The organism is Halobacillus halophilus (assembly GCF_020171985.1).
In the GTDB taxonomy this organism is placed as follows: domain Bacteria; phylum Bacillota; class Bacilli; order Bacillales; family Halobacillaceae; genus Halobacillus; species Halobacillus halophilus_A.
In genome coordinates, this window is the sequence record NZ_JAIVAL010000002.1 from 306,978 (window position 1) to 329,346 (window position 22,369).

General features: G+C 41.3%; 24 protein-coding genes and 1 pseudogene. 12 read left to right on the top strand and 13 right to left on the bottom strand.

Going from position 1 to position 22,369, the window contains the following annotated elements:
- Nucleotides 1-234: 234 nt before the first annotated feature.
- Together LCM11_RS06165 and LCM11_RS06170 are read right to left on the bottom strand one after the other, a co-directional pair.
- A complete protein-coding gene (locus LCM11_RS06165) occupies nucleotides 235-1,680 on the bottom strand; it encodes a carbon starvation protein A (protein ID WP_224893368.1) in 1,446 nt (481 codons plus the stop codon).
- 846 nt (nucleotides 1,681-2,526) lie between these two features.
- The gene (locus LCM11_RS06170) at nucleotides 2,527-2,700 is read right to left on the bottom strand and encodes an aspartyl-phosphate phosphatase Spo0E family protein (RefSeq protein ID WP_224893369.1); all 174 of its coding nucleotides are present in this window, start codon (nucleotides 2,698-2,700) and stop codon (nucleotides 2,527-2,529) included.
- A 211-nt stretch (nucleotides 2,701-2,911) separates the two neighbouring features.
- Between LCM11_RS06170 and LCM11_RS06175 the strand changes: the two genes are divergently transcribed.
- Nucleotides 2,912-3,292: a RidA family protein gene (locus LCM11_RS06175; RefSeq protein ID WP_224893370.1), complete on the top strand. Its 381-nt coding sequence runs from the start codon at nucleotides 2,912-2,914 to the stop codon at nucleotides 3,290-3,292.
- Nucleotides 3,293-3,324: 32 nt separating this feature from the next.
- Here the strand turns inward: LCM11_RS06175 and LCM11_RS06180 are convergent, their stop codons facing one another.
- Entirely contained in the window at nucleotides 3,325-3,555 is a 231-nt protein-coding gene (locus tag LCM11_RS06180) for an excisionase family DNA-binding protein (RefSeq protein WP_224893371.1), read from the bottom strand.
- Between the two features lie 297 nt (nucleotides 3,556-3,852).
- On the opposite strand from LCM11_RS06180, the gene LCM11_RS06185 reads away from it, so the two are divergent.
- From LCM11_RS06185 to LCM11_RS06205, 5 genes are all read left to right on the top strand, one after another.
- A complete protein-coding gene (locus LCM11_RS06185; RefSeq protein ID WP_224893372.1) occupies nucleotides 3,853-4,707 on the top strand; it encodes a DUF1206 domain-containing protein in 855 nt (284 codons plus the stop codon).
- Between the two features lie 228 nt (nucleotides 4,708-4,935).
- A complete protein-coding gene (locus tag LCM11_RS06190) occupies nucleotides 4,936-5,391 on the top strand; it encodes a hypothetical protein (RefSeq protein WP_224893373.1) in 456 nt (151 codons plus the stop codon).
- 107 nt (nucleotides 5,392-5,498) lie between these two features.
- Nucleotides 5,499-6,245 (top strand): VCBS repeat-containing protein, encoded by a 747-nt coding sequence (locus LCM11_RS06195; protein ID WP_224893374.1) that lies wholly within the window; start codon nucleotides 5,499-5,501, stop codon nucleotides 6,243-6,245.
- 61 nt (nucleotides 6,246-6,306) lie between these two features.
- On the top strand, nucleotides 6,307-7,128 hold the full coding sequence (locus LCM11_RS06200; RefSeq protein ID WP_224893375.1) for an STAS domain-containing protein: 822 nt from the start codon (nucleotides 6,307-6,309) through the stop codon (nucleotides 7,126-7,128).
- Between the two features lie 30 nt (nucleotides 7,129-7,158).
- Nucleotides 7,159-8,169: a Gfo/Idh/MocA family protein gene (locus LCM11_RS06205; RefSeq protein WP_224893376.1), complete on the top strand. Its 1,011-nt coding sequence runs from the start codon at nucleotides 7,159-7,161 to the stop codon at nucleotides 8,167-8,169.
- 47 nt (nucleotides 8,170-8,216) lie between these two features.
- Here the strand turns inward: LCM11_RS06205 and LCM11_RS06210 are convergent, their stop codons facing one another.
- Nucleotides 8,217-8,702: a GNAT family N-acetyltransferase gene (locus LCM11_RS06210; protein WP_224893377.1), complete on the bottom strand. Its 486-nt coding sequence runs from the start codon at nucleotides 8,700-8,702 to the stop codon at nucleotides 8,217-8,219.
- A gap of 190 nt (nucleotides 8,703-8,892) precedes the next feature.
- Between LCM11_RS06210 and LCM11_RS06215 the strand changes: the two genes are divergently transcribed.
- Both LCM11_RS06215 and LCM11_RS06220 read left to right on the top strand, forming a co-directional pair.
- Complete coding sequence (locus LCM11_RS06215; RefSeq protein WP_224893378.1) at nucleotides 8,893-10,416, top strand: BCCT family transporter; 1,524 nt, start codon at nucleotides 8,893-8,895, stop codon at nucleotides 10,414-10,416.
- A gap of 266 nt (nucleotides 10,417-10,682) precedes the next feature.
- Nucleotides 10,683-11,134: pseudogene (locus LCM11_RS06220) on the top strand (efflux RND transporter permease subunit).
- Between the two features lie 61 nt (nucleotides 11,135-11,195).
- Here the strand turns inward: LCM11_RS06220 and rpsN are convergent.
- A complete protein-coding gene (gene rpsN / locus LCM11_RS06225; protein ID WP_224893379.1) occupies nucleotides 11,196-11,465 on the bottom strand; it encodes a 30S ribosomal protein S14 in 270 nt (89 codons plus the stop codon).
- 256 nt (nucleotides 11,466-11,721) lie between these two features.
- On the opposite strand from rpsN, the gene LCM11_RS06230 reads away from it, so the two are divergent.
- Nucleotides 11,722-12,969, top strand: coding sequence for a cytochrome P450 (locus LCM11_RS06230; RefSeq protein ID WP_224893380.1), 1,248 nt, complete (start codon nucleotides 11,722-11,724; stop codon nucleotides 12,967-12,969).
- Between the two features lie 294 nt (nucleotides 12,970-13,263).
- Here LCM11_RS06230 and LCM11_RS06235 read toward each other — a convergent pair whose 3' ends face one another.
- Nucleotides 13,264-14,334 carry an AI-2E family transporter gene (locus LCM11_RS06235; RefSeq protein WP_224893381.1) on the bottom strand — a complete coding sequence of 357 codons (1,071 nt, stop codon included), beginning with the start codon at nucleotides 14,332-14,334 and terminating at the stop codon, nucleotides 13,264-13,266.
- A gap of 383 nt (nucleotides 14,335-14,717) precedes the next feature.
- Between LCM11_RS06235 and LCM11_RS06240 the strand changes: the two genes are divergently transcribed.
- A complete protein-coding gene (locus tag LCM11_RS06240) occupies nucleotides 14,718-14,879 on the top strand; it encodes a Fur-regulated basic protein FbpA (RefSeq protein ID WP_224893382.1) in 162 nt (53 codons plus the stop codon).
- A 48-nt stretch (nucleotides 14,880-14,927) separates the two neighbouring features.
- Entirely contained in the window at nucleotides 14,928-15,230 is a 303-nt protein-coding gene (locus LCM11_RS06245; RefSeq protein WP_224893383.1) for a MerR family transcriptional regulator, read from the top strand.
- Nucleotides 15,231-15,459: 229 nt separating this feature from the next.
- Here LCM11_RS06245 and LCM11_RS06250 read toward each other — a convergent pair whose 3' ends face one another.
- Nucleotides 15,460-15,882 carry a DUF1801 domain-containing protein gene (locus LCM11_RS06250; RefSeq protein WP_224893384.1) on the bottom strand — a complete coding sequence of 141 codons (423 nt, stop codon included), beginning with the start codon at nucleotides 15,880-15,882 and terminating at the stop codon, nucleotides 15,460-15,462.
- 180 nt (nucleotides 15,883-16,062) lie between these two features.
- On the opposite strand from LCM11_RS06250, the gene LCM11_RS06255 reads away from it, so the two are divergent.
- Entirely contained in the window at nucleotides 16,063-16,866 is an 804-nt protein-coding gene (locus tag LCM11_RS06255; RefSeq protein WP_224893385.1) for an alpha/beta hydrolase family protein, read from the top strand.
- Nucleotides 16,867-16,922: 56 nt separating this feature from the next.
- Here the strand turns inward: LCM11_RS06255 and LCM11_RS06260 are convergent, their stop codons facing one another.
- The 6 genes from LCM11_RS06260 to LCM11_RS06285 form a co-directional block, all read right to left on the bottom strand.
- A complete protein-coding gene (locus tag LCM11_RS06260; RefSeq protein WP_224893386.1) occupies nucleotides 16,923-17,540 on the bottom strand; it encodes a sortase in 618 nt (205 codons plus the stop codon).
- Between the two features lie 33 nt (nucleotides 17,541-17,573).
- Nucleotides 17,574-19,103 carry an alkaline phosphatase gene (locus LCM11_RS06265; protein ID WP_224893492.1) on the bottom strand — a complete coding sequence of 510 codons (1,530 nt, stop codon included), beginning with the start codon at nucleotides 19,101-19,103 and terminating at the stop codon, nucleotides 17,574-17,576.
- A 303-nt stretch (nucleotides 19,104-19,406) separates the two neighbouring features.
- Nucleotides 19,407-20,042, bottom strand: coding sequence for an NAD(P)-dependent oxidoreductase (locus tag LCM11_RS06270; RefSeq protein ID WP_224893387.1), 636 nt, complete (start codon nucleotides 20,040-20,042; stop codon nucleotides 19,407-19,409).
- The gene (locus tag LCM11_RS06275; RefSeq protein ID WP_224893388.1) at nucleotides 20,039-20,902 is read right to left on the bottom strand and encodes an SDR family oxidoreductase; all 864 of its coding nucleotides are present in this window, start codon (nucleotides 20,900-20,902) and stop codon (nucleotides 20,039-20,041) included. Before LCM11_RS06275 ends, LCM11_RS06270 begins: the two co-directional genes overlap by 4 nt.
- Before the next feature lie 37 nt (nucleotides 20,903-20,939).
- Nucleotides 20,940-21,506, bottom strand: a complete 567-nt coding sequence (locus LCM11_RS06280; RefSeq protein ID WP_224893389.1) for a TetR/AcrR family transcriptional regulator — start codon at nucleotides 21,504-21,506, stop codon at nucleotides 20,940-20,942.
- A 136-nt stretch (nucleotides 21,507-21,642) separates the two neighbouring features.
- Nucleotides 21,643-22,365: a sugar isomerase domain-containing protein gene (locus LCM11_RS06285; RefSeq protein ID WP_224893390.1), complete on the bottom strand. Its 723-nt coding sequence runs from the start codon at nucleotides 22,363-22,365 to the stop codon at nucleotides 21,643-21,645.
- Nucleotides 22,366-22,369 lie beyond the last annotated feature (4 nt).

Below are 22,369 nucleotides of genomic sequence, written 5' to 3' on the forward strand. Positions count from 1 at the left end.
CTTCCATTTTATAACAAACCTTGTGTTAGGCTCTGTAAGAAGGGGTGTCAATTAGATCCAATAAGGAGAGCCAATCATGAGTCCAATGAACTTAAACAAACAAATTCCGGATTTTACACTGCCTTCCGTTATGGGAAAGGAGTTCTTATCTAAATAATATAAGAAAAAACCTAAAGTGAAAATATTCCATAAAAAGAGCCGTTCCTATTGGATAGGAACGGCTCTTTGTTAAGATTATCCGGCTTTTTTAGCCACCACTTCTTCATTTATCGTTTGTTTCTGTTTAATTAGCTGTCTAACGAACCATAAGGCCACAGCCGTCCATATAACTGCACCGATAATCATGGAAGTGGAGTAAGCAAGCCCAAAACCTTCCGGTGCATAGAAAATGTAGGAACTCACGACGGCTGTCATGAAAAAAGCAGGTACACTGCAGATCCAATGAAATTTATGATTATTGAGTAAATACATAGCACCTGTCCATAGCATTACTGTAGCTACAACCTGATTCGACCATCCTACATAGCGCCAAAGAAAGCTGTAATCCATCTGAGTTAATAAGAAAGCTGGAATAGCTACAGGAATGGCAAATAAAATCGGTACCCATTTCCCATTCAGTTCCTTGCTAAGAAGAGGTCTTACCGCATCTACAAGCATCATCCTTGAAGAACGCAGAGCGGTATCTCCTGTAGTGATCGGAAGAATAATCACACCAAGCACGGCAAGAACTCCCCCAAAGGTTCCAAGTGTAGTACTGCTGATCTCGTTCACGACACCGGCTGGTCCGCCTGCATCAAGCGCTGCTTGCAGGGCACCTGTACTTCCGAAAAACGTCATTCCAGCTGCAGCCCATATAAGGGCTATAATTCCTTCAGCAATCATGGCTCCAAAGAAAACTTTACGTCCTTCGCTTTCTTTTTTCAATGTACGGGCAAGGATTGGACTTTGCGTACTATGAAAACCGGAGATAGCCCCGCAGGAAATTGTAACCATCAGCATTGGCCAGACCGGCAGTTCCTGAGGATGCAAGTTACTTAGGGTAAGGTTAGGAATCGATTGGTCAAAAAAGAAAATCCCGATGCCTATCGAAACAGCCATAAAGATTAAAACTGCACCAAAGATCGGATATACCTTTCCAATAACTTTATTAACAGGCAGCACGGTAGCTACCAGGAAATAAGCAAAGATAATAATGATCGATGTAAAGAATCCAAGGGGCGTAACCTCCGCCATTAACTGGGCAGGTCCTGCCGTAAAGGCTGCAGCGACGAGCACCATTAGTGCGATGGAAAGTAAATTAATGACTGTTTTTACCGGCTTGCCTAAATATTTACCGACTAATTCCGGATATTGAGCGCCTTTATGGCGAAGGGAAAGCATCCCGGAGAAGTAATCGTGCACTGCCCCTGCAAATATGGAACCTATAACAATCCATATAAATGCTACAGGGCCGTACAATGCGCCTAATACAGCGCCAAAAATAGGGCCAAGTCCAGCAATATTAAGCAGTTGGATTAAGCTCGCTTTCCACCAGCTCATAGGCATAAAATCGAAGCCGTCATTTTTGGTATAAGCAGGAGTTTCCTGCTGATCATTTATACCAAAGATTCGCTCCACCACCTTCGCATAAACTATGTAACCGACAATAAGTAATAAGATGGAAGCGATAAATGTGACCATCGCTGAGCCTCCTTTCAAAAATGAATGTAAGGAGTATTCTAGCGAGACCAAGTGACAAAGACAACCCAAATTCCGAAAATTTATTTTTTTCTCTTTTTTTTCTTATCATTAAAGCGTTTGCATTAAAAATTGCTGTCATATAAGGAATGAAGATGTGTAAATTTTATTAGTTTATGAACTAATACTCTTAATATTCACCTAAGAAAGCTTCTTACTTTCAAAAATTTTTTCATTTTCTTACTTTCTGTCTCAGGTAAACGTTGTTGATTGCTTAGAGAATACTTATTACGCAATAGGGCCGAATTGTGTAAGACTCCGTTTCAAGATAACTTGGGTCCGTTGCCTAAAATCGATGAGGGCGGCTGCGGAGGGGGATGATGGAGACTCCTGTGGGATGAACATGGTCGGTAAGATCACGGAAGGCGGAGCCTGAGGAAGGTTACCACATATAGGAAGTTTGACTAAGATCGCCTCTTCCTGCGGCAACGTCGAACGACCCTGCGTCTTGCAGGACCGGAAAGCGAAATCATCCCCCAAAGGACTGTCCTCTCAACCTAAGTATCTCGAAATCAAGTCTTCAAGTAATGGGAGATTTTCTATAAATCAAGGTTGGGATTTTTCAGTACCTCCTTTTATAAACAGGAACACTATAATTATTTCGGAGTTACTCATAAAAAAGAACCTTTCCAGACTGGAAAGGTTTTGTCGATAAATAAAGAAACTGCCACTTCAATGGAAAATGGTTAAGTTTCCCGCAGTCGTTTTTATACGACCATTGAAGTGGCATTAACCTAAACCTACCACAGCTCATTCTGTACATCAAGCTTATTAGGCAAGGAATGTTTCCTACTCTTGATTGGTTGGAAGATTGCGTTTGTATTTTCCGAATTTATTTAATAAATCATCCAGCTCTTGCGAGATTTCAACAAGCTCATCGTCGGTAGGATTCTGATTATAAATTTCATACATACGAATTCTAAGTTCTTCAATCTGTTTCTCTAAACGGGCTTTGTAGTCCAAACTTCCACTCCCTTCCTGAAATTAATTTTCCCCAGCGCCTTCCCCTTAAACTTCCTATTGTACGATTTTATATTAAGAAATGATTGCAAATGATACTTTGCCGCAAACGTGAAATTTGTCGATTATTGCCCAGGTAATAAATAGATCTATTTCTGATTTTTTTCAACTCGTGTTAGGATAGATTCATCTTTACAGTATAGGAGTGACTTTTATGTTTAAGCCCATTCAGACAGATCATGCGCCCGCCGCAATTGGTCCATATTCACAAGCTAGTGACCTTGGTAATTTAGTATTTATTTCAGGACAGATTCCTCTTGATCCTGTTTCTATGGAATTTGTCTCAGATGACGTTAAGGATCAGACTCATCAGGTAATGAAGAATGTTGGAGCAATCCTTGAAGAAGCTGGACTGTCTTATAAAAATTTAGTTAAGATGAATATTTACCTGGATTCAATGGATGACTTCGCAACAGTCAATGACATCTATGCAAGTTATTTAAGTGAGCCTTATCCGGCGCGTGCTGCCGTAGAAGTCAGTCGACTTCCTAAAGGGGCTAAAGTAGAAATTGAAGCTATAGCATCCCGTCCATAAAGCAAAAGCAGAGCTCTGAAAGCTCTGCTTTTTTAATCCTCATCTTTTACATCAGGGTCTTCTGGAATAGGTTCATTTAAATAATCTTGAATCATTTCCCTGTATTTCTCCATCTGTTCAATATGAGTACTAAATTGACTTTTATTAACAAGATACTGTTCACCATCATAAACGGCTCGGATTTTATTCCCCCTGATCATCTTTAACACATATTCCTCTGGTAAATCTAAAAATTCGGCTGTTTCTGTTAGGGTTAAATACACTTTTACACCTTCTTTTCTCTCCTTTTATTATAAGGCATCAAACGATAAACCATAACCCTCTCCCACTCTTTTTTGAAAAACGGTTCCGTGTCTTTTTATCTCAGCACAATGCAGCAGTTTGGACGGAATCCCCTTTAGAATGCATCTCCTTTGCAGGACATCCATTTACATTAGCAGGTATGATTCAATGGCAAATATTAGATTATTATTTTATCACCCTTTTTAGTTTCTATATTACAATAATAGGGAAACTCTTATTTGAAACCATAGAAAAATTACTAAGTGAGGTGTTCGATCATGAGTACTACTGCATCTTCAAATGCGCAGAAAGCTAAAGATGCTAAAGAGGAAATAAAACCGTGGATCCGACGGCTGGCACGATTCGGTTATATGGCTAAAGGTGTTGTTTATGCCCTCGTAGGAATCCTTGCCTTTATGGCTGCTATCGGCGTGGGCGGTAAGACGACCGGTACCTCCGGCATGCTGAGATCCTTAGCAGGGGTACCTTCAGGCAACATCATTTTATGGATTATTGGAATTGGACTTATATGTTATATTGTCTGGGTTTTTATAAAGGCCATCAAAGACCCTACAAATGAAGGCACAGGTGCCAAAGGAATTATTTCCAGAATCGGTTATATGGTGAGCGGTGTCGTATATGGAGCCCTTGCACTCAACGCAATTAAAATTGCGTCCAATGCTGGAAGCAGCAGCGGTGGAGGTTCCAAGCAGACAATGTCTGCCAAACTGCTGGCTCAGCCATTTGGGGCCTGGATCATAGGAGCTATTGGAGTTATTATTATTGGATATGGTCTTTATGAATTTATTGGCGGGGCTACACAAAAGTTCCTAAAGAAATTCAGAACGGGCGAAATGGATCACCACGAATACAAAGTTGCTAAAAACTCCGGTACAGTAGGACTGATCGCGCGCGGATCTGTCCTGGGTCTCATCGGGTATTTCTTTGTACAGACGGCCATTACTTCCGATCCAGATCAGGCAAAGGGGCTTGACGGTGCTCTTTCTGAAGTAGCTTCAAACCCGTTTGGTCAATGGATACTGGGTGTAGTAGCTGCAGGATTAATTCTTTACGGAGTTTACCAGATTATTCGAGGACGCTACGAGCATATGAGCTTCGGTAAAAGAAAATAAACATTAAAAAAGCCTTCCCATTCAAAATGGGAAGGCTTTTCTGATATATTGCTGCGAATATACCGACGACCACATTCGTCGTTTAGCATTAAAGCTTATACTCCGTCTTACGCAAACAGCTCATCGCATAACTACTATACCACTGATCACCGAATATGACAATAGCCGTGCTTTAACACCATCTCATATGCTATACTAAACAAATTAATAAAGGTTCAGGAGGCTCTCATGCTAACATTTGAAGAAAAAGTATCCATTATCGAAGAATTTGATGAATTGGATAGAAAAGAAGTTTCATTAGGACGTTTAAATTATCATTTCGAAGAAAGTAAATATGATAAAAAAATTGTCGTTTACCGTCTTCACCCCAATGGAAATGGTTTTGTATATACCGGAGAATTAGAAGATTATCCGACAGACCAAAAAGGCATGACCAATATTAAAGATTTTGAAGCAGAAGACTTAAGAGCCATTATCCGGCAATCCATTGACTCCCTCGCGATGAGTCAGGCAGAGAAAAACCCAGTCATGGAAGAATGGTTAAATCAGCACGATCAGGCTCTCGTACTTATGAGAGAAGAAGACGGGTATAACGTCTACGCAGAAGAACAGCTTGAAGGTACCTTCAACTCTTACGAAGAAGCCGTTAACTTTTTAGAGCAAGAAGGATTCAGCCGCCTGTAAGATGGGTATTTGAAACTGAGGGCATGTCTGCCCGGAAAAATAGCACTTCCATAATCTTGGGCATACACTATTCTACATTCCGTAAAGCCCAAAAAATGGAGGAGCATATGAATAAACACGTGTATAACCATAGTGAATGGCGGTCAGGATACGGATATTTTATCGCAGCTCATGCCCAGGGGGATGTGAATGGTGATAATATCCAGGATCACATCTACCTGACAGGACAAAAGTTAAAAGACAGCCCTTATGTTACCCACATTACTTTAGTGATTCAGGACGGGTTTTCAAACCAGCTTTACTACATTCCCCTCTCAACCAGTCAGGGTTACCAGCCCAGGATTTTCCTTGGAGATTTCACAGGTAATGGAATAGACGATATTTTAATAAGTATGAACTCTGGCGGCAGCGGAGGATTCGGTTATTTCTACCTGTATTCCTTCGTAAATAATCAAGCCGTCCTGCTGTTTGATTACGAGAAGTTTAATGAATGGTTTGAATATACCGTTACCTACAAGGATCAATACCAAGTAGAGATTGTGAATCAAACTCTTGAGCTATCTTATTTAATTGACCTAAGTAATCGTGATTCAGCATACTTAGCAGAAATCTATAACGAAAACGGAACATTAAAACAGCCTTTGAACGGTTGGGTATCGGGGTTGAATCAACTCTATCCCATTGATTTTGACGGCAACGGTGTATATGAACTCTATGCTTTGCAGCGACTCATCGGCAGGTATAGCGCCGACCAGCTCGGCCTGATTCAAACACCTTTAGCTTTTAAAAATGGACAATTCGAACTGCTTCTTCATAATCAGTATGCTGCTGTACCTGGTGTGAAAGGGAGATAATCCTCCCCTTTTCACCTCTGCATCAGTAACTTATTTTATTTACAAACGGGAGGAAAACGACATGGCAAATTTAAATGAAAAAATGGCCGATTATTTCAAAGAACATCAAACTATACTCGTCAACGAACTTTTACCTCGCACACTTGATCAGCTTGAAATTGACTATTCGGAAAGAGATTTAAATTACCACTTTGATATGCTTCGCAGATTGTTAGACCGTGTAGCCAAAAGTTTACTTAGAACGGATGAAGAAACAACAGCTGCAGAGATCGGTTATGACTCTGAAAATTATTTCTACTCAAAAGGTGTCTTACTAAAACAAACCATCGATGTCCTCAGCGTTTTCCGCTTATCATTACTCAAACATATGCGTAAAACCGATTTGGTTAATGAAGGAAGAGTGGAAGAAGGTTTCATGGTATCGGAACAAATAGTGTACGCTTTTGATGCAGCAATCCGAGCAACTACCGAAAATTATAATAAGACAAAAGAAGAAGAACACGCTAAGATGGAAAAACATCTGAATGCGATCTCTACTCCGGTAGTTCTAATCAACCATCATCAGGCTGTCCTTCCTCTGGTTGGAGAATTTTCACAAGACAGGTTCGAGGTAGTCATGGATCAAACGTTACATAAAGTTAAAGAGCACAGTCTTCATATCCTTTTCATCGATTTTTCCGGTATTGCGGACTTTGACACCATCTTTATTAATGATCTGTTCAATCTAACCAGGACCATTGAACTTCTAGGGACACGTACGGTATTGACAGGCATCCGAACAGAAATGGCGATGGCAGCCATTCAGGCAGGAATGAATTTTGATCAGTTGGAAACATACAGCGACCTGCGCCAGGCGCTTGAAGCAATAAACCAGGCAGATTAAGTTAGTTCTGAAGTGTAAGGAGGGGAAAGTATGTTGCGAGTAGCTCTATTAAGTAAATGGCATGTACACGCTGTCGATTATGCGGCGCAAGCTCAGGAAAATCCCAATATTATAATCTCATCCGTCTGGGATGAAGATCCCACTCGAGGGAAAGAATGGGCAGACGAATTGGAAGTTCCTTTCGTTCAGGATCTTACAACCCTTCTTTCTGATTCAAGCATTGATGCGGTGATTATCGCATCTCCTACGAACCAGCACAAAAACCTGATTTTAGCGGCTGCTAAACATGGTAAGCACATATTCACAGAAAAAGTATTGGCTTTTACAATAGCAGACTGTGAACAAATCTTCTCCGCAGTAGATGCTGCAGGTGTTGAATTGATGGTCTCCCTACCTCGTTTGGCTGAAGATTATTTTATTTACGCAGAGCAAGCCGTGAATCAGGGACTCCTCGGACAATTAACGATGGTAAGATGCCGTGCAGCTCACAATGGAGCTGTCCCAACTGAAACTTCTCCCACAGGCTGGCTTCCTGAAACATTCTTCAACTTTACTCAATGTGGAGGTGGAGCAATGATTGACCTTGGTGCCCATCCTATTTATTTAGCAAATCGATTATTAGGTACGCCTTCCGCGGTTACTGGACGTCTCCAGCAATTAACAGAACGGGGTGTCGATGATCAATCGGTAGCTATAGTTGAATATTCTAATCAGGCTATGGCTATTCTTGAAACCAGTTTTGTTTCTTCAAAAAGTCCGTTCCAGTTGGAGTTATATGGAACGGAAGGTACGCTTATGGTTGAGAACAAAGAAATCCGAATTAAGAGTACAAAACTGGAGACAGAAGAATGGACGAAGCCCGCCACAGCTCCGGACCTCCCCCTCCCTATCCATCAATGGGCAGCAGCAATTGAAGAAAACACCACCCCTTCCATCACTAGAACTGATGCTTGGAATTTAACTTTAATCAACCAGGGAGCAGCTTTATCACAAAAAAGAAACAGACGGGTTGATTTGCAAGAACTGAACCTGTCGAAATGAAAAATGCTCTGGCCCATGCAACCGGTACATGAGCCAGAGCTTAATTTTTATAGATCGCGCACAAGAGTCACTAATTTCCTCAGCTGATTTTTGTACCATTCATCCGAAGATTCTCCTGTATAGAGGAATCTATTCTTTTGAAAGAAATGTAAACTCCTTTCATTATCATCATAGACTTCCACATACACACGGTCTACGTACTTTTGCTTTTTAACTTCTTTTAAGAATTGATTCAGAGCTCGGGTCCCAATACCCTGATCTCTCTTAGAAGCTAGTACAATTCCAAGGTAATGCTTATCTCCATCAAAAAAAAGCTCAATTTTTCCAAGAAGTTCACCATTGACTTCCACTGCTTTTATAAAAAATTGGGGCTTCTCTCCACGAAAGTATTTCGCAAAAGAATTTAAAAAAAGTTCATATGTTCTCGGGTGTTCAATCCCGGTATTCATTTGGATCTCTTTATCAAGCTCCCATAAGTACATAGACTGCAAATGAGATTTTTTGATATTTACGAGTTGGACGGTTTCAAGCACTTCAGGCACCTCCCAAAATATGGAACTGTAACTTTTTTTAATGTAACACGAAATTCCTCCTTCATCTACCAGTCTTCACCGACTAATAAATGGTTTGATTAGGAGGTCGTTAGGGAAGCGATAGATATACTTATATAATATTAGGGCTAGATTTATACACTTACCAATACCCTACATACGAGGTGACGATATGAAAAACGTAACGACTGTATTTTGGAGTGCGCTGGCTATATGTGCACTGGTAGTAGGATGGGGTTCCGTAGCTCCTGGCAACTTAGAGTCGGTAACAACTGAAACCACTACCTTTATTTCTGAACGGTTCGGCTGGTACTATTTATTAATTGTTATGGTCATTTTTCTATTTTGTGTCTATTTAACTTTCTCTAAAATTGGACACCTGAAATTAGGAAAGAAGAATGAAAAACCAGAATTTCCTCTCCCTACCTGGTTCGCTATGCTCTTTAGTGCAGGAATGGGTATGGGGCTCGTATTCTGGACAACTTCTGAACCTATTGCACATGCCTTTAAAAGTGCGCCTGAAGCTGAATTGGGTTCAGATGAAGCCATAAAGGAAGCACTGCAATATTCTTTTTTCCATTGGGGTATTAGCGCTTGGGCCGTTTATGGTTTAGTAGCACTTGTGCTCGCCTATTTTAAATTTCATAAAGGGTTTCCTGGTCTCGTAAGTGCTACTCTTATTCCCTTGCTTGGTGAAAAAAGCATGAAAGGCATACCGGGTAAAACCATTGATACGTTAGCTGTAGTAGCTACTGTATTCGGTGTTGCGGCTACACTTGGTTTTGGTACCGCTCAAATTAATCAGGGACTTTCCTTCTTATTTAATGTACCTGCAAACTTTACAGTTCAGTTAATTATCCTTACGATCTCTACCGCTTTATTTATTTTCTCTGCCTGGAGCGGAATCAGTAAAGGTATAAAATACTTAAGTAACATCAACATGGTTCTTGCGGTAGCTTTATTAATCTTGTTATTTATAGTGGGACCAACTCAGTATATTTTGAATATGTTCACCAATACGCTTGGCGGTTATATTACCAATTTCGTTTCCATGAGTTTCAATGTGGCTCCTCTTAATGAAGGAAACCGCACATGGATTAATAGCTGGACCATCTTTTACTGGGCCTGGTGGATTTCTTGGTCACCATTTGTGGGCATCTTTATTGCAAGAATATCACGCGGACGTACCATTCGGGAATTCATGACAGGAGTGCTGCTGGTGCCTTCGCTGATCTGTTTTGTCTTCTTTACGGTCTTCGGTGTCTCGGCGCTTAACCTTGAACAGTATGGTATAGCCACAATCTCGGATTATTCATTGGAAACAGCTACTTTCGCTGTTTTACAAGAGTATCCTTTAGGTGTACTTATGTCGTTTATTACGATTTTTGTTATCGCCATTTTCTTTATAACATCTGCCGATTCTGCTACCTTTGTATTAGGTATGTTATCCACTTCAGGAGCGCTTAACCCTTCAGGAATAGTTAAAATCACTTGGGGGCTGGCTCTTTCCGGTATGGCTGCTATCATTATTTATTTCGGAGGGACACAGGGACTGCAAAATATGTTAATCATAGCCGCTCTGCCCTTCTCTATTGTTCTGCTCATGATGGGGGCCTCCTTCTTCAAAGCAGCCCGGCAGGAGACAGCCGGCGAAAAGAAAAAAACTTCATCTAAAAAAATGAGTGCTACTTCTTAAGCCTCTTCATATTCTCTCCCAGGTAAGCATAAACAAGTTTGCCTGGGATTTTTTATGTTCAACTTTTCAATTAGTTATGGTTAAACGAAGCTGCTTATTTTTTAAAGGAGCCTTATTAAACAATAGTGGGGGTTCCTGTAAGACTAAGTTTTGAGATAATTTGGGGCCGTATCAGTATGTGGAGAAAGGGTGATGAGGAAATAGCTCGTCTTGTTCCATCCAGCCAATCAAGACATAAACCGCTCTTCGTGATGTCTGTCATTCCGATGACCATTGTTGGTGTCATTCTCGGCCTTTTCTTAACCCAGCGAGAACTTAGCGTCATGTCAGGAATGGGAGTTGTGATGCTGATTGGGATCGTTCTGAATAACTCAATCCTATACATTGATCGCACCAATCAGCTTCGCGGAAAAGGGTATGAAGTTGAAGAATCTCTTATAGAAGCAGGAAAAATCGTATACGTCCCATATTTATGACCAGCCTCACCACGGCAGGCGGTATGCTCCCTCTCGCTCTCGCTACAGGGTCTGCTGGTAACTATCAGGCACCTATGGCTACGGTCATTATTTACGGATTACTTTTTGCTACCATCACATCATTACCCTGGTGCTTATCCCTGCTGTGTATCGCCTATTCTCAAAAACCGAACGTAAGGAACAGAATGATATGGAGATTTCCCCAATTAATACAACAGCAGGTTAATAAAGGCTATGTATAGAGGCAGGCGCGGATGAGACCGCGTCTGCCTCTCATCTTTCCTTCAGAGAAATGCATCGCAATTACCAGCTGGCTTTTTTAACACCAGGAATTTGACCTTTGTGAGCCAGTTCTCTGAAAGCAATACGAGACATATCAAACTTTCTCATATACCCTTTAGGACGGCCCGATAGTTCACACCGTCTTTTCACACGGGTTGGCGATGAATCACGAGGAAGCTTACGCAGGGCTTCATAATCCCCTTTTTCTTTAAGCTCCTGTCGCTTCTCAGCATAAAACGCTACCATCTCTTCACGCTTTTTCTCTTTAGCGATTTTGGATTTCTTAGCCATATGGTTTATTCATCCTTTCTTTTAATAAGTGATTTCTATTAGATTAATCATTTTAACTTTGGCCACCTGGTACGACCCAGGCTTCCTGATACAGTTATTAAATAGTAACGATTACGATTTTAAATGTAATCTTACTCATAGTCAAGATATTGAACTCTACTACTCCACTTTTTAACAAATTAGTCTCTTAACTGGTTTACTCTGTCTGTTAAAAAGGAATCCTTATAATTACACCTTATCGAAAAGGAGACTACATATGACGGTAAAAGTACCGAAAGACAGAACAATAGATAATACACTCGCGATATTCAAGGATGGATATGAATTTATTTCTAAACGCGTTCAAAACAATCATCTGGATGTTTACGAAACAAGGGTTCTAGGGGAAAAGGTCGCCCTTCTAAGTGGTGAAGAAGGAGCTAAGCTCTTCTACGATACTAATCGAATGAACCGTAAAAATGCTCTTCCAGGGCGCGTTCTAAAAACTCTTTTTGGAGAAGACGCTATTCAGACAATGGATGGAAAAGCCCATACTCACCGTAAGCTTTTGTTTATGTCCTTAATGACCCCTGAAGCACTCGCTTCTTTAAAAGTTATCACAAAAAAACATTGGGATGAGTTCGCCAGCAAATGGGAAGGTAAGAAAAAAGTAGTACTGTACGATGAAACTCGAGAGCTTCTATGCCGTACAGCTTGTGAATGGGCGGGTGTGCCTTTAAAGGAAAAGGAAGTGGAAAAACGAACCCGCGATTTAAGTAACATGATTGATGGTTTTAGCGCCGTCGGGCCTAAACATATAGAAAGTCGAAGAGCACGAAAACGTACGGAGAAATGGATTGAAGATTTAATTCTCAACGTTCGTGAAGGAAAACAGCAAGCCCAAAAAGGGACAGCTATCTACGAGATGGCTATGCACAAGGACTTGCACGGAAATCCTCTGGATGCTCGAATGGCTGCCATAGAATTAATCAACGTGATCCGTCCTCTGGTTGCAATTTCCAAATTCATTGCTTTTGGGGCCCTGGCTTTCTATCAATTTCCTCAAACTATTGCAAAAGCAGCCAATGAGGATGACTATCTCTTAAGATTTACTCAGGAGGTCCGTCGTTATTATCCTTTCGTGCCTTTCCTCGGCGCAAGAGTAGATCATGATTTTACATGGCAGCAGTATGATTTTAAACAAGGGCAGCTCGTTATGATTGATATTTACGGGACAAACCACGATCCTCGATTATGGGAAAATCCTGATGAGTTTAATCCAGATCGTTTTCTGAATTGGAATGGAGGCTTATATGATCTCATTCCTCAAGGAGGCGGTGACTATTATAAAGGCCACCGTTGCCCAGGAGAGCAACCGACAATAGAAATTTTAAAAACCAGTTTTCGTTATATGACGAATCACCTGGATTATGAGGTACCAAAACAGGATTACAGCTACAGTTTAAGAAAAATGCCAGCCTTGCCGAAAAGTGGATTCGTCATTAAAAACGTCCACCGCCAATAAAAATAAGCCCGGGTTCCTTGATAAGGAAGCCGGGCTTATTTCATGCATTCGCTCTATTAAATTTCCGCGTTTCATTCAAAGATAAGCTCCCGTTACTTGAAGACTTGATTTCGAGATATTAGGTTATGTGGGACGTCCTTCGGGGGTCGATTTCGCTTTCCGGCCCTGCACGACGCAGGGCCGAAGCCAACCTCCTCTCTAAATGAGCAACGAACCTAAGTTATCTCGAAACGGAGTTTTACAGTAACTGGCCCTTTTGCTTAATAAGTCTTCTATGAAGATTACCAACAAACCCTATGCTTTAAGTCCTTTGTCTACTTTATAGAACTTATAGAGGTCTTTTATTACAACTTTAACTACTGAGTACAACGGAACAGCGATCAGCATTCCTATAAACCCATACAATGGGGCTGCTACAACCAGCAGCAGAATAATCGTTAAAGGATGGATGTGAAGCCGGCTGCCAAGTACGATAGGGGCCACAAGATTTCCTTCAAGCTGCTGTACGATGATTAACGTGAGAATAACATATATGGCCATCTGTGGATCCTGCATAAGCGCAACAACTATTGCCGGAATCGCACCTATTATCGGACCAATAAATGGCACAATGGCTGTTACAGTAACAAAAATACCCAGTATTAGCGCATAGTCAAGTCCAATAATTAAATATCCAATGTAAGAGAGAATACCATCCACCAGAGCTACGGTCACCTGCCCTATAATGTAAGCTGCGAGTGTTCGATCCACGTCCCTTAGCAGACCTTTCCCTTCTTTTTGATGCCCTTTCGGAAGTCTGTTTCCAATAAACGGGATTAATTTATGACCATCCTTCAATAAAAAGAACAGAACGAAAGGCACAATGATCAAAACTGTTGCCGCACCCGTGACTGCAGACACAATCCCCGTAATATTATCCAGGATTCCTTGAATCATATCCCCAAAGAATTGATTGGCCTTATGGGTGAGAGATTGACCGGAAAGCATCCCCATATCATTCTCCTGAATCTTTTGTTCAGCCTCTTTGGCAGCACTTTTCATCTTGTCAGGCAATTGAGAGATGTTGTTTACTTGTTTTTTTAATGTTCCCGCAAGTAAAACATAAGCCGCATAGAGAATCCCTGCTATTCCTGCAAAAACCGTAAGAATAGAAACAGGCCGAGGGAGAAATTTACTTTTTGATAATAATTCTACCAGCGGACGTATCAGATAAAACAAAAATCCGGCAATTAGAAATGGGTAGAAAAGAGTTCCGATCACGGTTCGGATCGGTTTAAAGAATTCTAACAAATTCAAAAAGAATATACATATTAACACTAGTATAATAGCGGTTAAATATTTGAAAAAAGGATGTTTAATCCACATAGGCACTCTCCTAACATTTTACTAGTATATCTTCCTTTAACACATTCACTAATTCAGGCCGAGATAAACAGCTAAATTTAAAAGAACCCTATTTTTTTGAGGTTCTTTTCAGAAATTATGTTTTTTTAATAAAAAATGGTTAGAACGATAATTGAAAAGTATGGTTAGTGATGGAGTGCCATTTATGGTATGTCATTTTTTCTAACACATCTTATAATTAATGTTAGGTTTTCTGACACATTAAGTGACAAAAGGGCATTAATGTTTTATCCTAAGGATAATTCACGAAAAGAAAGCAGTATTAATCTTCAATTATTTACTGTTTCTTTTCAACCGTAAAGCTTTTAAAAAATATTCCAAATTTGAATGTTGAGGTGGGCCTTATGAAAAATCATTTACGTGATGCAGTAGAAACCATGAAAGAGCATTATATCCAGAGGTTAATTCATTCAGGGGTGGTTCAGTCTACAGATGAGGCTTTACAGACGCTGACATTAACTCAGCTGGAAGCGCTAGTAAAACGCCTCGACCAGCCACGTCCCTGAATTCACAGCAGCAGGCCTTTGTTTAGAAACGGTCAAGGAGGAGAAAAGATGTCTTCTTACAAAGATAAGAAAGTAATCTCTATAGGGACGGTGAATGAATTAACGGGCTTATCCCTCCGGCAGATACGATACTACGAGGAACGAGAGTTAATCTTCCCTGAAAGAACTAAAAGAGGTACTCGAAAGTATTCTTTTGCTGATGTGGAAGTTCTGCTTCAAATTGCAGACAAGCGCGAAGAAGGCGTTCAAACGTATGAGATTAGAAAGGATATGCAGCGTGCCGGTGACAAGGAAAAGGTAATTGAGCGTATGCTGCGGGGACAGATTAACGCTCATTTCAAAATGAAATAGCCGATTCAAAAGCGAGATAATGACTGGATGCTCCTCCAAGTGTTATCTCGTTATTTTTGAACTTTACTACTCTCCAACTCTCTGATTAATAGCCAAATAATTCTATTCCTCATACATAGCCTCAAGTATATAAATCAAATCTTTTTCTCTTATACCGAAAACTACCGGGATAGACGGCTTTAAGATTTATAGTATTTATTCGGATAAGCGCCCAATATTATAAGAACGGTTATTCATTAGAATAAAGGCTTTGCAGGTGATTGATTGAAGCACGAATCAACTCTTTTAATACTTCCTCGTTAATGTCCTCCACTTTATTAATATACACACAGGCTTTCCCAGTCGTATGCTTGCCAAATTTCTTTAAAAGTTCTTCCCGCAGGGGCTCTTCAGGTGAAAAGTATAAACTGATTTTCGCCTTACGAGGGGAAAATCCTACAAGCGGAGCATCACCTTCATGACCAGAGGCGTATTTGTAATGATAAGATCCAAACCCAATAATACTACTCCCCCACATCTTCGCTTCATACCCAGTGGTTTCCGCAAAAATATCCAGCAGCCGGTAAGCATCTTCACGTTTTTTTTGCTTCTCTACAGTTCCAATAAACGCTAGCACACTTTCATCATTTTCCTTGGTTTTTAATTCATACATCCTTTTTCTCCCCTTCTATTCGATTTCGTTCATTTTATCATAGCCTGATGGAATTCCATCTTTCATGGACATCGCTTTCTATAAAACTTTTGTAGTTTATACCAGGATGGAATAAACTACTAATAGATCATACTAGTTTCGCTTGTATTTTAGAGCAGTCCATTTAAAAGGAGTGTAACTATGGAAAGAATAGCTTATGGAACAAACGAAAACCAGTTTGGAGAATTGCGCCTCCCAGAGAGTGACGGACCACACCCAGTGGCTGTAGTCATCCACGGTGGTTTTTGGAAAGAGCATTTCGGTCTCGATATTGTGAAGGATGTCGCTGAAAGTTTAACTTCACACGGTTTTGCCACATGGAACATTGAATATCGACGGGTAGGTCAGGAGGGAGGAGGTTGGCCTGGAACTCTTAAGGATGCCGCAGAAGCCTGCGACTACCTTCTTCAGCTATCCGATTCTCATTCTCTTGATCTCAATAAAGTAATAACCATCGGTCACTCGGCAGGAGGGCACCTGGCTCTTTGGCTTGCAGGAAGACCTCGTCTGCCAGAAGATAGCGAACTTGTTACAAGCACTTCGCCCCTGCCTATCGCTGCCGCTGTCAGTTTAGCAGGGGTAAATGACTTACGCAGCATGTTTGAGGTTCATCATAGAAGAGACTCTTCTCTTTCCCTGCAACCTGCCAATCCAACAGCGGACCTGCTTGGAGGCACTCCCGATGAATACCCGAAACGATTTAAGGAAGCCAATCCTTTAGAACTTCTGCCCCTTAATGTACCTCAAGTCATTGTACATGGTTCTATGGACATTAACGTTCCCGTAGGTATTAGTGATCACTACTACCAGATGGCGGAAAATTCAGGAGATTTTATTAAGTATGTAGAACTTCCTGAAGATGAACATTTTACGCTTACGGATACTACCTCTCAAGCATGGGAGACTATTTTGGAAGAAATGAACCTGCTTAAAAAACATCTATAAGCCTATGAAAAAGTCCGCCTCCTATTCCGAGGCGGACTTTTTTAAAATACTTTCTTTCATTCCTTTTGGGCTGCAAGTTCAGCTTGTACAATAAACCGATCAGGGGCTGATCCAATAAAATCAAAAGGGTAACATGTGGTTAGTGTAAGCGTCGATGACGTTTCAGGCACAATGACTGATCTGTCCTCCGCATCTGTGATCCAGGTCGATTGAATGACATATTCGTACTCCACCTCGTTTTCCGTTAGGTAGATCGAGTCTCCTTCAGACAATTGATCCAACCCCACAAATGTCGTTTCCCTGTGTCCAGCGAGTGCGGTATGGCCTCCTTCAGACGGGAGATTCGTGTAAGGAGTATCATACATCCCTACTCCTTTAGTAAGCGTATCCTCATCTGATCCGTAGTACACTGGATAGCGTTTCCCAAGTTTAGGAATAGTAAGTTCTCCAATATTTTCACCTTTTTCATACCCCGCAAAGGTTTCAGCTGAAACGCTATCAGGAACTGGTGGCGGTTTTTGTACATCTGCAGACACTGGTGATGTTTTATGAACCTCATTTTTCAATTCCGGTTCATAAGATACCACTCGGCTTTGATTCCACCACTCCACCGCATTCCAAGCTGTTACGATCATACCCAATCCTATTAGGAGGATGCTCAATTTTTTTATCATTGGAAAAAGCTCCTTTAACCTGCACCTGGTGGACTAGTTTTTAGCTTTCTTTCTTCTGAACACTAGTAGCGCAGCACCGCCGGCAGCGATCAAAGCACCTGCAAGCATGCCAGCTGGATTAGAAGTACTTGTGTCCGCCAGGGGAGCTCCATCTTCCGTTTTAGAAAGACCTAGAAGTTTAAAGATGTTCTCAGCGTTGTCTGTATTATCAATAAAACCAGAGAACATGTCAGCTCCAGGCCCATACGCATATACAGGTACGTCTACACCCGTGTGTCCACTCGTAGTCCACCCAGTGCCGGAGCGCTCATTAAAGATCGCTTCAATGGCATTATCAACTTCTACCATTTTCTCTTCTTCAGCCGCATTTTTCATAGCATCTTTCACGGATTGAATCTCTTTATCTTTCAATTCAAACTCTACATTATCTTGAAGAACCGCTTCTACCTCTGCGCCTTCTTCAACAATCTGGCGAGCCATATAGTCCGGGGTATGTTTCGCTGCCTTGATGGCTTCCGGATCCCACTTGTAAGGTCCGCCTTCTCCAATGGAGAAGCCGCCCGTAGAGTGGTCAGCTGTAGTTACTACGAGAGTTTCTTCATCCTGTTTAGCAAATTCAATCGCTTTTTGGAAAGCTTTATCGAAATCTTCCATTTCACTCATGGCGCTTACGATATCATTATCGTGACCAGCCCAGTCTATTTGGCTTCCTTCTACCATTAGAAAGAATCCGTCTTCGTCCTTGCTAAGCGTTTCAAGAGCTGTTTCTGTCATTTGTTCAAGGGAAGGCTGCTCTTCCGGACGATCAATAGCTTTCTCTAAGCCGACAGGAGCGAATAAGCCAAGGATTTGATCGCTTGATGTATTCATAAGCTCGTTCGTAGATGTTACATAATCGTACCCATCTTTCTGGAACTCCTTCGTCAAATCACGGTCATCTCTTTCAAAAAAGTCTGTTCCTCCGCCCAACAGCACATCTACTTTATGTTCTCCCTGAATCATGTCATCATAATAATCATCGGCAATATCATTATAGTTATTTCGGTCTTCATCATGTGTTCCAAAGGCTGCTGGAGTCGCGTGATTAATCTGAGAAGTCGCGACAAGACCGGTAGCCAACCCCTCTTCTTTAGCACCTTCTAAAACTGTTTTCGTTTTTTCTTTCTCCAAATCTACCGCAATAGCTCCATTATATGTTTTTTCACCGGAAGACATAGAAGTAGCTGTAGCTGCAGAGTCAGGGATATTTTCTTTCTCGTCATCTTCACCGCCATCGTGATAAGGGTCCGCTGAATAGACAGATTGCATACCTGCTAAATGAGGATCAAAGGCCGTATCTTCCATTTTTATGGTTTCTGGATTATCCTTTAGATAGCGATAAGCCGTGGTATAAGAAGGACCCATGCCATCTCCAACCATAAAGATTACATTTTTTACATCTTTCTCCTCATGCTCAGAGGCACTTATGTAATTTGCGTCGACCCCTGCACTTGACCCAAAGAATAGAACTGACAGAGCCGTCACCGACAATACTTTTTTCGCTAAACCGTTCTTCAAATTGATCCCTCCAGATTAGAATTTTCTTACATTTTTCATGATAGTGCCTAAATATTAACAGAAAACTAATATTCTATGACATTGTTGTAAAAAAAAGTTATCGTTTTGTGAAGAAATTAGTAGTTTTTTACCAGAATCTAATAAAATATGTATTATTTCACTCCATTCATGACTCCCTTTTGACACACAAATGTTTTACAGCATGCAGAGGAGTCGACAATCGATAATTCTTACAACTTAGATCTTACAATACAATTAATCAGTACCAGAGCATAAAAAAATCCCCGTTATTAGACGGAGATCGCTTATCTATTTGGAACCAATCAGCGGATATTCTTTTACATATTGAGGATTTTCCAATTCATCCAGCATAAAGTGTGCTACATCTTCCCGGGAAACCATCGGCTTGGTAAATTTAAAATAACCCGTTTGATACTCTGTAGTGAGTTCACCTTCTGTCAGCCTAGGCGCTCTAACAATGGTCCAGTCTAATTCCGTCTGCGCCAAGTAATTCTTCTGGTTTACAGAATCCTTCCATAGATCTCTAGCCACCCACCTTAGGGCTCTTCCAAACAGCCGGCTCACTACTCCCTGTTTCACATCCTGTTCGACAGTAACTCCAGCCCCCGTTAAGCTTATAATCCGATTGATGCCGTGTGCTTGCATCGCTCTTATCATGTTGGCCGAAGACTGAGTGAGCAAATCTTTAGGGCTGTTTTTGGTATGTCCCAGCACACTTAAAACTGCATCCTGTCCCTCTATAGCCCGCTCTACATCTTCGTACGTAAGAACACTTCCTTCCAGTATACGAAGATTTTCCGAATAAGGAATAACCAGTTTGTGCTTTCCTCTTACAAAAGCTGTAACCTCGTGGCCTCTTTCAAGTGCCTGGCTGACTAAGGGATGCCCCGTACGGCCGCTCGCTCCAAAGATGATTATTTTCATGAATGTTCCTCCTTCGTAATCCATTCAGATTGATAATCCATGATATATCGACGTAAAGAGGCAGGCTGCTGGTGGGTTACTTTTTCATAATCGCGTTTAATTCCTCCTGCAAGTCCTAATTTAGTCGGAGCATGCACACCAACAACTATGTTTACAAACTTTTCATCAACGCCTCGGCTCAGCATCGTCTTCTTAAATTGTTTAACTGTAGGGTTCTCATAATGAATCGGAACTTTCAGTATTTGAGTCATTTGGGAAGCAACTTCAAAAAAAGTAAGAGACTCAGTTCCAGTAACCACATATTTCTGAAAGCGATGTTCATCAGAATCGTTAAGGGAAATAGCGGCTATATGAGCCACATCCCGTGCATCTACAAAACTGGTTTTTCCTTTTCCTGCTGGTACAAAGACTCGGTGATTTTCCCTGAGTTCAGTGCGAAGAAAATCGTTAAGATTCTGCATAAAATATCCGGCTCGCACAAAGGTGTACGGAATTCCAGATTTCTTGATCGTCTTTTCATTCTTATAATGAGGAACAAAAGGCATGTACTGGACGTCCTTTAAAGAAAGATAGACGATATGCTGGATATGATTCTGACGTGCAGCTTCTACAAACTGTTCAAATTGGATGCCTTCTCCAGGAGGATACATAAGAAATAGGCGATCTATCCCCCTAAGGGCGACTTGAAAGGTTTCGGGCCTTGATAAATCCAGCTCTACGAAATCATATTCGTCCTCATATTGTTTCGTAGCTTTTTCCACATTTCGAACGGCACATCGAATAGATAACTCGAAGACTTTCAGCTTTTTAGCTACCTCCTGTCCTACCTTTCCTGTAAAACCTGTTACCAAAATAGTCATAGTATCCACGCCCTTCTATCAAGTCAAAATATCCTCATTACTTCAGCAGCACCGGTATCTGTTCTGCCACTAACCGTAAAGGATTTTTACTTTTTGTTGTGAACGACACGAGAAAAGCTCCTTCAATCATAGAGTTAATCAGAATACCCAGTTCCTCTGCCCTTTTTTCTGGATAGCCATTGACCTTTAGTTTTTTTGCAAACGCGTGTTGGAATTGCTCATAAGCGGCCTGACAAGCCTGCCTGATCGGCTCGCTTGCGTGTGTGGTTTCAAGAGCAACGGCGGCTACTGGGACACCGCTCGTCTCTCCATCCTTCACGGCTTGATCCGCCAAATCTTTTATCAGGTGCTGAATTGCTTCAACAGGATCATCCTGCTTTTCAAGCCCCCTTTCAATCCTATCCGTTACTTTAGCTGCTGTAAGATGAACGGCTTCAATCGCCAGCTGCTCTTTTCCATTTGGAAAATAATAATACAACGATCCTTTAGGTGCACCACTCTCTTTTGTAATCTGATTCAAACCGGTGCCGTGATAGCCCTGAAGCTGAAATAACCTTGAAGCAGCTTGAATTAACTTAGTCCGGGAATTTCCCTTCTTATTCATAAACGTACCACCTTTTAAATTATACCAATCGGTCTATATATTTATTATAACTCTTTTTATTTTTTTAGCCAGTAAAAAAACCTCTGCCTGTTATCCGCAAAGGTTTCTGTAAACAATATGGTGAGTGGAGAGAAATTTAAAATTGGATTCTATCCTTATATCTTTCTACAAGGGCAGTATTATGTTCTTGTACACCTTCTACGTTACCGCTCTTAAAGATGGGCGGGGTTTCTCCAATATCCCTGAAACTAAGTATTACTCTGGCTAACAAATCCTGCAGTAAAGCGGCTCCGATGACGGATGACATAGGGGCAAAGGCATGAGGCACGCCTTCTGCTTCCTGCGATGTGTCTCCTGCCCGTATGTGAGTATCCACAACTTCCTCAACGTATTCTTCCAGTCGTTTACCTGACGGGTGCCGGGAAGGAAAGTTATTGGCGTAATCCATAGATAACATCCCGATCACATAAGCCCCTTTCTCCCGTGCATAAATGGCCGCGTCTATGGGAGCGGGGTTACGGCCAGATGTTGAGATAACAAGAAAAATATCTCCTTCACGAATATCCTCTTTTTCTAAATAACTTTGAATAAAGCCTGGCTGCTTCTCATATTGACTGGATTTCACTGCTCCTTCATGAAGCATCAGCGGCTCTACAATTATAGGACGAACCGGCACCAGACCACCAGCTCTGTAATACGGTTCCTGTGCGATAAGACTGGAGTGGCCGCAGCCAAACACATGAATAATTCCTTTATCCTTCAGACGATGAGCGATCTCTCTACTCATGGCATTCAGTTGATTGCCTGTCTCTCTATCCAAACGTTCCAATAGTTCCGCTGCTTGTAATAAATAAGTCATAACC

Coding starts and splice junctions, on each gene's coding strand:
- LCM11_RS06275 (WP_224893388.1), bottom strand. CDS start 20,902: ATGACTATTTTGGTAACAGGTTTTACAGGAAAGGTAGGACAGGAGGTA.
- rpsN (WP_224893379.1), bottom strand. CDS start 11,465: ATGGCTAAGAAATCCAAAATCGCTAAAGAGAAAAAGCGTGAAGAGATG.
- LCM11_RS06280 (WP_224893389.1), bottom strand. CDS start 21,506: ATGAATAAGAAGGGAAATTCCCGGACTAAGTTAATTCAAGCTGCTTCA.
- LCM11_RS06205 (WP_224893376.1), top strand. CDS start 7,159: ATGTTGCGAGTAGCTCTATTAAGTAAATGGCATGTACACGCTGTCGAT.
- LCM11_RS06230 (WP_224893380.1), top strand. CDS start 11,722: ATGACGGTAAAAGTACCGAAAGACAGAACAATAGATAATACACTCGCG.
- LCM11_RS06270 (WP_224893387.1), bottom strand. CDS start 20,042: ATGAAAATAATCATCTTTGGAGCGAGCGGCCGTACGGGGCATCCCTTA.
- LCM11_RS06185 (WP_224893372.1), top strand. CDS start 3,853: ATGAGTACTACTGCATCTTCAAATGCGCAGAAAGCTAAAGATGCTAAA.
- LCM11_RS06200 (WP_224893375.1), top strand. CDS start 6,307: ATGGCAAATTTAAATGAAAAAATGGCCGATTATTTCAAAGAACATCAA.
- LCM11_RS06195 (WP_224893374.1), top strand. CDS start 5,499: ATGAATAAACACGTGTATAACCATAGTGAATGGCGGTCAGGATACGGA.
- LCM11_RS06235 (WP_224893381.1), bottom strand. CDS start 14,334: ATGTGGATTAAACATCCTTTTTTCAAATATTTAACCGCTATTATACTA.
- LCM11_RS06285 (WP_224893390.1), bottom strand. CDS start 22,365: ATGACTTATTTATTACAAGCAGCGGAACTATTGGAACGTTTGGATAGA.
- LCM11_RS06175 (WP_224893370.1), top strand. CDS start 2,912: ATGTTTAAGCCCATTCAGACAGATCATGCGCCCGCCGCAATTGGTCCA.
- LCM11_RS06255 (WP_224893385.1), top strand. CDS start 16,063: ATGGAAAGAATAGCTTATGGAACAAACGAAAACCAGTTTGGAGAATTG.
- LCM11_RS06215 (WP_224893378.1), top strand. CDS start 8,893: ATGAAAAACGTAACGACTGTATTTTGGAGTGCGCTGGCTATATGTGCA.
- LCM11_RS06190 (WP_224893373.1), top strand. CDS start 4,936: ATGCTAACATTTGAAGAAAAAGTATCCATTATCGAAGAATTTGATGAA.
- LCM11_RS06240 (WP_224893382.1), top strand. CDS start 14,718: ATGAAAAATCATTTACGTGATGCAGTAGAAACCATGAAAGAGCATTAT.
- LCM11_RS06245 (WP_224893383.1), top strand. CDS start 14,928: ATGTCTTCTTACAAAGATAAGAAAGTAATCTCTATAGGGACGGTGAAT.
- LCM11_RS06250 (WP_224893384.1), bottom strand. CDS start 15,882: ATGTATGAATTAAAAACCAAGGAAAATGATGAAAGTGTGCTAGCGTTT.
- LCM11_RS06260 (WP_224893386.1), bottom strand. CDS start 17,540: ATGATAAAAAAATTGAGCATCCTCCTAATAGGATTGGGTATGATCGTA.
- LCM11_RS06165 (WP_224893368.1), bottom strand. CDS start 1,680: ATGGTCACATTTATCGCTTCCATCTTATTACTTATTGTCGGTTACATA.